Source organism: Rhizobium album, from assembly GCF_003122325.1.
In the GTDB taxonomy this organism is placed as follows: domain Bacteria; phylum Pseudomonadota; class Alphaproteobacteria; order Rhizobiales; family Rhizobiaceae; genus Metarhizobium; species Metarhizobium album.
Map to the genome: position 1 here is coordinate 219,241 of NZ_QFBC01000009.1, position 10,838 is coordinate 230,078.

At 64.5% G+C, this 10,838-nt stretch carries 10 protein-coding genes and 1 pseudogene; 7 read left to right on the forward strand and 4 right to left on the reverse strand.

Features of this window, described 5'->3' with window-relative positions:
* The first annotated feature begins 74 nt into the window (after positions 1-74).
* The 7 genes from DEM27_RS19785 to DEM27_RS19815 all read left to right on the forward strand — a co-directional run bounded on the left by DEM27_RS19785 (position 75) and on the right by DEM27_RS19815 (position 7,671).
* Positions 75-1,100, forward strand: coding sequence for a BMP family ABC transporter substrate-binding protein (locus DEM27_RS19785; RefSeq protein ID WP_109459998.1), 1,026 nt, complete (start codon positions 75-77; stop codon positions 1,098-1,100).
* A gap of 138 nt (positions 1,101-1,238) precedes the next feature.
* Positions 1,239-2,828 carry an ABC transporter ATP-binding protein gene (locus DEM27_RS19790; RefSeq protein ID WP_109459972.1) on the forward strand — a complete coding sequence of 530 codons (1,590 nt, stop codon included), beginning with the start codon at positions 1,239-1,241 and terminating at the stop codon, positions 2,826-2,828.
* Positions 2,825-3,862, forward strand: coding sequence for an ABC transporter permease (locus DEM27_RS19795; protein ID WP_109459973.1), 1,038 nt, complete (start codon positions 2,825-2,827; stop codon positions 3,860-3,862). Before DEM27_RS19790 ends, DEM27_RS19795 begins: the two co-directional genes overlap by 4 nt.
* Positions 3,859-4,749, forward strand: a complete 891-nt coding sequence (locus tag DEM27_RS19800; RefSeq protein ID WP_109459974.1) for an ABC transporter permease — start codon at positions 3,859-3,861, stop codon at positions 4,747-4,749. Before DEM27_RS19795 ends, DEM27_RS19800 begins: the two co-directional genes overlap by 4 nt.
* Positions 4,750-4,766: 17 nt before the next feature.
* Positions 4,767-5,198 (forward strand): VOC family protein, encoded by a 432-nt coding sequence (locus DEM27_RS19805; protein ID WP_109459975.1) that lies wholly within the window; start codon positions 4,767-4,769, stop codon positions 5,196-5,198.
* Complete coding sequence (locus DEM27_RS19810; protein WP_109459976.1) at positions 5,195-6,133, forward strand: nucleoside hydrolase; 939 nt, start codon at positions 5,195-5,197, stop codon at positions 6,131-6,133. Before DEM27_RS19805 ends, DEM27_RS19810 begins: the two co-directional genes overlap by 4 nt.
* The gene (locus DEM27_RS19815; RefSeq protein WP_109459977.1) at positions 6,130-7,671 is read left to right on the forward strand and encodes an amidohydrolase family protein; all 1,542 of its coding nucleotides are present in this window, start codon (positions 6,130-6,132) and stop codon (positions 7,669-7,671) included. Before DEM27_RS19810 ends, DEM27_RS19815 begins: the two co-directional genes overlap by 4 nt.
* A gap of 203 nt (positions 7,672-7,874) precedes the next feature.
* On the opposite strand, the gene DEM27_RS19820 is transcribed toward DEM27_RS19815, so the two are convergent.
* From DEM27_RS19820 to DEM27_RS19835, 4 genes and pseudogenes are all read right to left on the reverse strand, one after another.
* Positions 7,875-8,969 (reverse strand): protein-glutamate methylesterase/protein-glutamine glutaminase, encoded by a 1,095-nt coding sequence (locus DEM27_RS19820; RefSeq protein WP_109459978.1) that lies wholly within the window; start codon positions 8,967-8,969, stop codon positions 7,875-7,877.
* An 8-nt stretch (positions 8,970-8,977) separates the two neighbouring features.
* A complete protein-coding gene (locus tag DEM27_RS19825) occupies positions 8,978-9,832 on the reverse strand; it encodes a CheR family methyltransferase (RefSeq protein ID WP_109459979.1) in 855 nt (284 codons plus the stop codon).
* A 17-nt stretch (positions 9,833-9,849) separates the two neighbouring features.
* Positions 9,850-10,332 (reverse strand): chemotaxis protein CheW, encoded by a 483-nt coding sequence (locus DEM27_RS19830; RefSeq protein WP_109459980.1) that lies wholly within the window; start codon positions 10,330-10,332, stop codon positions 9,850-9,852.
* 2 nt (positions 10,333-10,334) lie between these two features.
* A pseudogene (locus DEM27_RS19835) lies at positions 10,335-10,838 on the reverse strand (methyl-accepting chemotaxis protein); the annotation flags it as partial.

Here is a 10,838-nt window from a genome sequence, read left to right on the forward strand (position 1 = left end):
AGAGTTTGAAAATAAACACAAAAGAGGGAACTGACATGACGAACATCAAGACTGGAAATACGTTTCCCGGCGGCATCGACCGCCGCTCCTTCCTGCAGCTCGGCGCCGGTGCGGCCGCACTCGGTCTCACTGCCGGCCTGATGCCGCAGATGGCGCGCGCCGCCGGCGGGCTGGTGGCTCTGGTCCACACCCAGGCAGCCGGCGATAACGGCCCGGTCGACGCCATGATCGCCAAGCTCAAGCAGCTTTCGGAAGAGCAGGGCTTCACCTATCGCGCCGTCTACGCCCAGGACCCGGCGACCTACGAGACCGTGTTCCGCACGCTCGGCGATGCCGGCGCCTCGATCATCGTCTCGACCTTCAACGAGGTCGCCGAACCCTTCAAGGCGCTCGCTTCGTCCTATCCCGACACCAAGTGGATTCAGCTCTTCGCCGACCCCTTCGAGCCGGCGATCCCGAACGTTGTCACCGTCTCCTACGACTATTATCTCGGTTGCTACCTGTCGGGCGTCTTTGCCGCCAAGATGTCGACCAGCGGCAAGATCGGCTTCATCGGCGGCGTGTCGATCCCGCCGCTCAATGCCGATTTTAACGCCCTGAAAGCCGGCGTTCTGTCGGTTCGGCCGGATGCCACCGTTACCGCCGCCTTTGCAGGCTCTTTCCAGGACCCGGCCAAGGGCCAGGAAATCGCCACCCAGATGTTCAACGACGGCATCGACTACATCCAGACGGATGCGGCGGCGACCGACGGCGGCATCATCGCCGCCGCCAACGAGAAGGAAGGCCGCATGGTCAGCTGCCTGTCGCCGGCGCAGTTTCCGCTCGGTCCGAAGTCGGTGATCTCCATCGTCGGCCTCGATTTCGGCATCTCGCTCTATAACGAAGTCACCAAGGCGCTCGGCGTCGACTGGAAGGGCGGCACGCATGAACATACCGGCCTCGGCACCGGCGTCATCGATTTCATCGCCTCGCCGCTGTTTGCCGAACAGGGTCCGGCCGAACTGACGGCCAAGGCCAAGGAAGCGCTGAAGGATGTCGACAAGGTGCGTGCCGGCATCCTCGACGGTTCCGTCAAGGTGGAATTCAACACCACCCTGTAACGCGAGAAATTTCCGGGAAAACCGCGTGGCGGTTTTCCCGGAATTGCGTAAAAACAAAAAGATAGGGCGTTTCCGCGATCCGGTTGTCCGGAGACGCTTCACACCAGCACATCTCCATTTCGTGTCGGGAACTCGTTGATGTCCATTCACTCTCCGCCCGCTTTGGCATGCCGTGACGTCACGGTCCGGTACGGCGACGTTACGGCGTTGTCGGACGTGTCTGTCGCTTTCGAACCGGGATTGATCCATGCGGTGGTCGGGCAGAACGGTGCCGGCAAGACGACCTTCGCCCGTGTCGCGTCCGGACTGGTGCAGCCGACGAACGGCGCAGTGGAAATCGCCGGCCAGGTGATCCGCACCGGCCATGTGCGCGAAAGCCGCGCCGCCGGTGTCGAACTGGTGCACCAGAGTTTTGCCCTGCCGCCGTCGTTCACGGTGGCCGAGGCGATGGAATTCGGCGCACCCGGCCGCGGCCGCCTCTATTCCCGCAAGGGGCTGGCGGAGAAATGGCGCGCCCATCTCGCCGGCCTCGATATTCAGGTGGATTTTTCCAAACGCATCCGCGACCTGCCGGTGGAGACCCAGCAGAGCATCGAAATCGCCCGGGCGCTGATCACCGATGCCAGGGTCCTCATCCTCGACGAGCCGACTGCGGTGCTGTCGCCGGTCGGCATCGAGATGTTGTTCGCCCGCGTCCGCCGGCTGAAGCAGCGCGGCGTGACCGTCATCCTCATCCTCCACAAGATCCGCGAAGTTCTGGGCATTGCCGATACGATCACCGTGCTGCGTGGCGGCCGGCGCGTCGAAGGGCCGGTATTGGCAGCAGACATCAGTGCCGACCATCTGGCCACGCTGATCGTCGGTGATGCCGTCAAAGGCCATAAGCCGGGGGACCGGGATGCTCTCGTCGGCAACGGCGGTGCCCATGCCGACGTACCATCCGGCCATCAGCGCTATGCATCGCTTGCACCGGCGCTGGTATTGTCTGCCGTCTCCACCGTGCCGGATAGCGAAGGCGCGCCGCTCGACAAGGTCAGCCTTTCCATCCGTCCCGGCGAAATCGTCGGCATTGCCGGGGTGGAAGGCAACGGCCAGAAGACGCTGGTGCGGGCCATTGCCGATCTTGCCGGCCTTTCCGCCGGCACCATCGCCCTGGGCGGCGAGGACATTACCCGCAAATCGCTGGCGGCGCGCCGTGCGGCCGGCCTGCGCATCATCCCGTTCGAACGCAATATCGAGGGCCTGAGCCTCACCAGTTCGCTCTGGGAAAACTGGAGTGCGCGGGAACTGCTGCAGGGTCCACTGTTACGGCTGGTCAATCCCGCCCGCATCCGGGCGCTGTGCGACGGTTCGTTGAAGAAGTGGGGCGTCCACTACCACACCTCGTCGCAGCGCGCCGGCTCGCTCTCCGGCGGCAATGCCCAGAAGGTCATCCTGGCGCGCGAAATCGATGACGATGCCAAGCTGATCATCGCCGCCCAGCCGACGCGGGGCCTCGATATCGGTGCCACCGCCTTCGTCTGGGAATCGCTGCGGGCGGCGCGCGATAAAGGGGCTGCCATCCTCTTGATTTCTTCGGATCTGGATGAACTGTTCGACATCTCCGACCGGGTGGTGGTGATGCTGTCCGGCCGTGTCGCCGGCGCGTTTGCCGCCCCCTATGACATTCAATCCGTTGGCGCCGCCATGACCGGCGCCGGCGCTGCCGCGACGGGAACACAACGATGAAGGACCGGGCCATCGCCATCCTCCGCAGCCTGATTTTCGTCTCCTTCTCGCTGATCCTCTGCGCCGTGGTCTTCCAGTTCGCCGGCTACAACGCGCCGCAGATGCTGACGGCCGTCGTCGACGGCGCCTTCCTGCGGCCCGGCGCCGTCGAGCAGAGCCTGAGATGGGCGCTGCCGCTGTTCATCACCGCTGTCGGCGTCGGCATTTCCTTCCGTGCCGGTTTCTTCAACATCGGGGCGCAGGGCCAGTTCTATGTCGGCGCAATTGCCGCCGCCTTCGCGGCAGAAGCCTTGAGGGGCGGCCCTGCTTTCATCGTCATCCCGCTGATTTTCCTGGCCGGCATGACGGGCGGCGCGCTCTGGGCGCTGTGGCCCGGCCTCCTGAAACTGCGCTCCGGCACCGACGAAGTCATCACCACGCTGATGGGTAATTTCCTCGCCGGCCTGCTGCTGGTCTATGTCACCTCCGGCCCGCTCAAGGATCCGTCCGGCAGCGGCCAGCAGGCGTCCAGCCGGCCGCTCGATGCCGCCTACCGCATTTCCAATTCGCTCGGCCTGTCGCCGACCATCATCGGCATTGCCATCGTCGTCGGCATCCTCATGTGGCTGCTGGTCAACCGCACCAGTTTCGGCGTGCTGGCGAGCCTTGCCGGCAGGAACGGCACCATGGTGCGTTGGCAGGGGGCAAAACTCTGGCAGCTCGGCCTGTCGAGCTTCGTCATTTCCGGCGCGCTCGCAGGCCTTGCCGGCACCATCGAATTCATGGGGCCGAACGGCCGCATCGCCTCCGGCTTCCTGCCGACACACGGTTTTACGGCGATCCTGATTGCGCTTGTCGCCAATCTTTCGGTGGTCGGCACCGCCGCCGCCGCGATCTTCTTCGGGGGATTGGCGTCCGCGGCACTCTACCTGCCGATCATGGCCGGCCTGCCGGCCGCGGCGATCGACATCATCAATGCCGCTATCGCGTTGTTCATCACCGCCCGTTCCAACCTCGTCGAGAAATTCCTGCGCCTGGGGAGACGTTCGTCATGAATGACGTCATCATCGCCATTCTTCGTTCCGGCACGCCGCTGGTCTACGTCACGCTCGCCGGCGTCATCGCCCAGCGCGCCGGCGTCTGGAACCTCGGCCTCGAAGGCCTGATGATCATCGGCGCCTGCGCCACCATCCTCGGCATCATGCTGACGCAGTCCTATGCGGCGGCGATTGTGATCGCCATCGCCATGTGCGTCATCGCGTCCGTGCTGTCGTGGTTCGTCATCGAAAAACTGAAAGCCAATCCGATCATCGCCGGCCTCGGCCTGACCGGTCTCGGCATCGGCGGCACGGCGCTGGCGGTGGAATCGATCTTCGGCAGCCAGGCGACGGTCACGGCCCCCTTCGGCGCGCCAAAACTCGGGGCGGCCTTCGGCGCTTATGGCGTGTTGTCGATCTTCGTCGCCGCCATGCCTTTCGTGGTCTTCGCCCTATGGCTGCTGCTGAAGCGCAGCCGTTTCGGCCTGCAACTGTCTGCAAGCGGCGAACACCCCTTCGCTGCCCGCGGCGTCGGCATCCAGCCGGTGCGCATGCGCCTCATCGCGCTGTCGATCGGCGGCATCCTGTGCGCCATCGGTGGGGCGGAGCTTGCCACCGGCAGCCTGCAGTTCTTTGCGCAAGGCATGACCGCCGGGCGTGGCTTCATGGCGTTTGCCGCCGTCATCTTCGGCGCGGCCCATCCGATCGGCGCGACGGCGGCTGCCTTGTTCTTCGCCATTGCCGGCGCGCTCGGCATCCGCGCCCAGTTGATGTTCGGCGACAAGGTGCCCCACGACCTGCTGCAGGCACTGCCCTATCTCGCCACCGTCTTCGGCGTCTGGCTCTCCGGCAAGCTCGGCGGTGCCAAGACCGCCGGCTCATTCGGCGAGTTGAAAGACCAGTAAAGAGAGGATTAGAGCCCATGGAATTCGCCCAGATCCATCCGATCCAGGATATCTGCCTGCTCGTCACCGATATCGAAGCCTCGATCCGCTTCTATACTGAAAAGCTCGGTTTCCGGCTGAAACATCGTGCTCCCGGTTTTGCCGATTTCACCGGCGCCGGCCTGACGCTGGCGCTGTGGGAGCGGGATCACATCGCCCACCATGCCAATGTTCGTGTCAAAGCCGGCTCGGCTTCGGCCGTGCTCATCGCCGTCAAACTCGACAGTCCCGCGGAGATCGACCGGCTGTACCAGGACCTGTCCGCCAGGAAAGTCGAGTTCGTCGGGCCGCCGGCCGATTATGCCTGGAATGCCCGCGGCCTGTATTTTTACGGTCCCGACAGCGAAACCTGGGAACTCTACGCCTGGCTTGAGGGCGGCGCGCCGGGCCGCGTCGAGGATGCGGCATGACCCGCAAGCTGATCATCCTTACCGATCCCGGCCAGGATCAGGCGGCGGCGATCCTGATGATCCTCGGCCGCACCGATGCCTTCGAGGTGCTCGGGCTGGTCGCGACCGCCGGCAACATCCATCTCGACCATACGCTCGACAACTGCCTGAAATTGATGGAACTGGCCGGCCGGCCGGATATCCCGGTCTTCGCCGGCTGCCCCCAGCCGCTGATGCGGCCGCTGGTGATCGCCGATCACGTGCACGGTCCAACCGGACTGGACGGTCCGGTTCTGCCCAAACCCGCCATTCGGGCGCAGGAGAAGCACGGCGTCGATTTCATCATCGGCACGGTACGCGCCCTTCCGGGTGAGGTGACGATCTGCGCGCTGTCGCCGCTCACCAATCTGGCGGTGGCGCTGCGCAAGGCGCCCGATATCGCCGAAAAGATCGCCGATATCGTCGCCATGCTCGGCGCTTACTTCGAGGTCGGCAACATCACGCCCTCTGCGGAGTTCAACTGCTACGTAGATCCGGAAGCGGCCGACATCGTGCTGAAGGCCGGCATCAAGACGACATTGCTGCCGCTCGACGTCACCCACAAGATGCTGTCGACGCCGGCGCGGCTGAAGGCGATGCGGGCGCTCGGCAATCGCTGCGGCATCGCCACGGCCGAGATGCTGGAATTCTCCGAAGCCTTCGACCTGCGCAAATATGGCTGGGAAGGCGCGCCGTTGCACGGGCCGTGCGTGCCGGCCTTCATGCTGGCGCCTGAAATCTTCGCAGGCCGCCAGATCAACGTCTCCGTCGAGCTTGCCGGCCGGGTGACGCTCGGCATGACGGTGGCCGACTGGTGGCAGATCACCGATCTGCCCCGCAACGCCTTCTGGGTCCGCGACGGCGATCCTGCCCTCTATTACGACCTTCTGCTGCAATCGCTCGGAAACCTGCCATGAGCCAGACCCTCATCCGCAACGCCAGGCTGCTGACGGTGGATGCGGCGCATGGCACGGCGCCGTTCGAGGCCGACCTGCTGGTCGACGGCGAGACGATCGCCGCCATCGGCCACAATCTCGCGGCCGCGCCGGACGCCCGGATCATCGACGGTCGCAACAGGTTGGTCATGCCAGGACTGGTGAATTCCCACACCCATTCCAGCGAGACCTTCTTCCGCGGACGCTATGAGGGCATGCCGCTGGAGATCTGGCTGCTCTACGCCTATCCGCTGCTGATGAACGATGCTATCGGCGGGCGGCTGCTCTATCTGCGCAGCCTGCTTCTGGCGATGGAATCGCTGCGCAACGGCGTCACCACTTTCTGCGACGATTTTTTCGATCCGCCGGCCCATGACCTCGATCGGCTGGGCACCGTCTTCCGCGCTTATGAGGACGCCGGCATCCGCGCCAACATCTCCAGCGCGGTGATGAACATCCATACGCTCGATGCCTTGCCATTCGCCCGCGAGGTGATGCCGGAAAGGCTGCAGGCGCTGCTCGATTTCGGTCCGCCGATCTCGGCGGACGCCTATGCCGATTATTGCAAGTCGGCGTTTGCGAACCTGCATGGTCGTGCGGGCCGCCTCAATTTCATGCTGGCGCCCTCGGCGCCGCAACGCTGCACCCCGGATCTCATGGCGGCCTGCATGGATCTTGCGGTGGAGCATGGCGTGCCCTTCCACACCCATGTGCTGGAAACCAAGACGCAGGCCGTCACCGGCCATGAGTTTTACGGCAGGAGCCTGGTGGCTTATCTCCACGATCTCGGCCTGCTCCGGCGGAACACCACTTTTGCCCACTCCGTCTGGGTCAGCGACGAGGATATGCGGCTGATGGGCGAGGCGGGCATGTCCATCGCCCACAACGCCGTGTCGAACCAGAAGCTCGGCGCCGGCATCGCGCCCTTGCGCCGCCTGCTGGATGCCGGCGTCACCGTCGGTCTCGGTACCGACGGCGTTTGCTCCAACGACACGGCCCGCATCTTCGACGTCATGCGCGTCGCGGGCCTCGTCCATTCCGTGTCCGGTCCGGATCATGGCAAATGGGTAACGGCCGACGAAATCCTGCGCATGGCGACGATCGGCGGCGCGAGGACGGCGATGCTGGAGCATGTCACCGGTTCGCTGGAGGTCGGCAAGGCGGCCGACCTGTTGATCCTCGACCTGCGCTCCTATCCCTTCATGCCGTTCAACGATGCGGCCAAGCACCTCGTTTATGCCGAGAACGGCTCCTCCATCGAGACCGTCATGGTCGCCGGCCGTATCGTCATGCAGGATGGCCGGCTGACGACGGTCGACGAGGCCGCCGTCTTCGACGAGATTGCCGAACTCATGCCGGCCTACCTCGCCGAGCATGCCGAACTCGAACGGCGCAACAGCATTTTCGAGCCGGTGATGGCGGAGATCCATCGCCGCTCCGCACTGCGGGATATCGGCATGAACCGCTACCAGGGCGACCTGCCGCCGTTCGACGGCGCCAATTTCCGGCAGAAGAGTTGAGGCAGCCGGCGACACGCCGGCTTCCCCTGCAAGACGGGGTTATCGCAGATGGAATGAGAGGGCGCCACCTGCCCCTTCTCCCCAGCGGGGAGAAGGTCCCGGCAGGGGGATGAGGGGGTGCCACAAGCAAAAGTTCTGCCGTGTCGCGCGCCCTCATCCGAACCTTCGGGCCACCTTCTCCCCAAGGGTAGAAGGGAAAGGCGTCAGAAGCGGGAATGCGTCAGCATGATTTCCCGGGCGATCTGGTCGAGCGGCAGGATTTTGGCGACGCCGCCGCGGGCGATCGCTTCCTTCGGCATGCCGAACACCACCGACGTGGCTTCGTCCTGCGCGACGGTATAGGCGCCGGCCTGCTTCATTTCCTCCATGCCGCGGGCGCCGTCGTCGCCCATGCCGGTCATGATGATGCCCATGGCGTTCGACCCGGCGGAGCGGGCCGCCGAACGGAACAGCACGTCGACCGACGGGCGGTGCCGCGAAACGAGCGGTCCCTGGCGGACGGACACGTGGTAGCGGGCGCCGCGCCGTTCCAGCAGCATGTGGTGGTCGCCGGGGGCGATCAGCACGTGGCCGCGCAGGACGGCATCGCCGTCGACGGCTTCCTTGACCTCGACCTCGCAGAGCGAATTGAGCCGCTTGGCGAAGGCGGCGGTGAATTTTTCCGGCATGTGCTGGACGATGACGATGCCCGGCGCGTTGGCAGGCAAGGCCTCCAGCATCTCGCGCAAGGCTTCCGTACCGCCGGTGGAGGCGCCGACGCAGACCACCATCTCGGTGGTTTTCGCCATCGGCCTGCCGGTCGGCGGCGGCAGGACGGCGTCGGCCGTCAGCTTCTTGGCCGGCGCCATCTTGTCGCTGGTCGCAGCCGCCGCGGTGCGCCGGACATTGCCGAGCCTGGCCTTCGACGCGGCCTTGACCGCCGAACGGATACGCTCGCCGGATTCGGCCAGGTGATCGGCGGCGCCGATCTTCGGCTTCAGGATGATGTCGACCGCGCCGGCCTCGAGCGCCTGCATCAGCGTCTCGGAACCGGCCTCCGTCAGCGACGAGCACATCACCACCGGAATGGGATGCTGCGCCATCAGCTTGCGCAGGAAGGTGATGCCGTCCATGCCCGGCATCTCGACATCGAGCGTGATGACGTCGGGCACCTCGTCGCGAATCTTGCGGGCGGCCATGAACGGATCCGATGCGGCCGCGATCACCTCTATCTCGGGATCTTCCGCCAGCACGGAGGTCAAGGCCTGCCTGACGCTTGCGGAGTCGTCGATGATGAGAACCCGGATTTTTTTTGTCATGGATGCTGTCAAATGCGTTGGAACACGGTGTTGGCGACCTGCTTTACGGGAAGATCGAAGCCGGTAATCGATTCGGAATGCCCGATGAACAGGTAACCTCCTTTTTCAAGGCAGTCGCAGAGGCGCGTCAAGACCCCCCCTTGCGTCTTCTTGTCGAAATAGATCAGCACGTTGCGGCAAAAGACGATGTGCAGCTTGGTTTTGACGGGATAGCTCTGGTCCATGAGGTTGAGCCTGGCAAAACCGACATGCGCACGAAGCTGGGGATGAATGCGCACCTCGCGGCGTCGCGTATCGACCGCCTCCATGACGTAGCGGCGGCGAAATGCCGAGGGAACCGGCGACATCAGGTCCGAGGTGTAGATGCCGCGGCGGGCGGTTTCCAGCACCTCAGTGCTGAGGTCCGTCGCCAGGATGCTGTATTTCGTTCCGGAGCGCTCGGCGCAGAAGTTATCCAGCACCATGGCCATCGTATAGGGTTCGGCACCGGTCGAGCAGGCGGAGCTCCAGCTGCGGATATCGTTGACGCCGCGACGGACGAGATCGGGCAGGGCGTGCTCGTTCATATAGGCGAAGTGGTTCGGCTCGCGGAAGAAGTCGGTCTTGTTGGTCGTTACCGCGTCGATGAGGTAGACGGCCTCCTGCTCCAGCCCGTCGCCGTCGAACAGATAGTCGCAATAGTCGTCGAAACGCACGAAGCCGGTTGCCCGCAGGCGCCGGCGTATCCGGCCCTCGAGCATGGTCATCTTCGTCGGAGGCATCTTGATGCCGCTGTAGCTGTAGATGAAATCGGCGAGCTTTTCGAAGTTTCTCTTGCTGATACGATCGTCGACAAGCGGGACGGTCTGTCTGGCGGCATTCATCGGGACATCAGCTCCAGTTACGCAGCACGACGGGAAGCAATCATTGCGGCATCTTCCTTCGACAGCAGCCGCGCGAGATTGATGATGACGACGAAACCGTTTTCGCGACGGACCACGCCGTCGATATATTCCGAGTTCCAGTTGACGCCGATATCCGGCGCGGCCTCGATCTTGTCACGGCGGAACGGGGTCACTTCGAAGACGCGGTCGGCTACGAGGCCGAGCGTCAGCAGCCGGTCGGCAAGGGGAACGTCGAGGACCAGCACGCGTGTGTGCGGCGTGGGAACGGTCTTGGAAAGACCGAGCTTCAGCCGCAGGTCGATGGTGGGAACACCCTGGCCGCGCACGTCGCGAAGGCCCAGCAGGTAATCGGGACCGTTGGGGATCTTGAACGCTTCCTCGTGGTCGAGAATTTCGCGGACGACCTCGACCGGCACGGCGAAGATTTCGTCGCCAAGACTGAAGGTTACGAATTGTGCTTCGATAGAATTGGTGGCCATGGTTACACACTCTCCTTGAATGCGATGTCGTCTTGATCGGGACCGCCCTGCGTCAGGTCGAGCGCGAAGCCCCGGACACGGGCCTGCTGGGCGGCCACAGGATTTTGGGCAGCGGGCCTCTGGGGCCGTGCCGGCGCGGCGACCGCCTTGATCGCCCGGGCGGGAATGGCGCGCTTGGCAGCCGGCTGAGGCGCGGCAATGGCGCTTTCGACGCGGAAGAAGGCGATCGAGGTCTGCAGTTCTTCGGCCTGGGCCGCCAGTTCTTCCGAGGTTGCCGACATCTGTTCGGAGGCGCCGGCATTCTGCTGCGTCACCTTGTCGAGCTGCTGGATCGCCTCGTTGATCTGCGATGCGCCGATATCCTGCTCGCGGCACGCGGCGGTGATTTCGGCCACCAGTTCGGCGGTCTTGCGGATATCCGGCACCAGGCGTCCGAGCATGTCGCCGGCTTCCTGGGCGGCCTTGACCGTGTCGCCGGACATGGCGCTGATTTCGGCGGCGGCCGA

Bases quoted from the DNA above. Each gene is read 5' to 3' on its own strand.
- DEM27_RS19810 (WP_109459976.1), top strand. From the start codon at position 5,195: ATGACCCGCAAGCTGATCATCCTTACCGATCCCGGCCAGGATCAGGCG.
- DEM27_RS19805 (WP_109459975.1), top strand. From the start codon at position 4,767: ATGGAATTCGCCCAGATCCATCCGATCCAGGATATCTGCCTGCTCGTC.
- DEM27_RS19795 (WP_109459973.1), top strand. From the start codon at position 2,825: ATGAAGGACCGGGCCATCGCCATCCTCCGCAGCCTGATTTTCGTCTCC.
- DEM27_RS19830 (WP_109459980.1), bottom strand. From the start codon at position 10,332: ATGGCCACCAATTCTATCGAAGCACAATTCGTAACCTTCAGTCTTGGC.
- DEM27_RS19790 (WP_109459972.1), top strand. From the start codon at position 1,239: ATGTCCATTCACTCTCCGCCCGCTTTGGCATGCCGTGACGTCACGGTC.
- DEM27_RS19820 (WP_109459978.1), bottom strand. From the start codon at position 8,969: ATGACAAAAAAAATCCGGGTTCTCATCATCGACGACTCCGCAAGCGTC.
- DEM27_RS19800 (WP_109459974.1), top strand. From the start codon at position 3,859: ATGAATGACGTCATCATCGCCATTCTTCGTTCCGGCACGCCGCTGGTC.
- DEM27_RS19815 (WP_109459977.1), top strand. From the start codon at position 6,130: ATGAGCCAGACCCTCATCCGCAACGCCAGGCTGCTGACGGTGGATGCG.
- DEM27_RS19825 (WP_109459979.1), bottom strand. From the start codon at position 9,832: ATGAATGCCGCCAGACAGACCGTCCCGCTTGTCGACGATCGTATCAGC.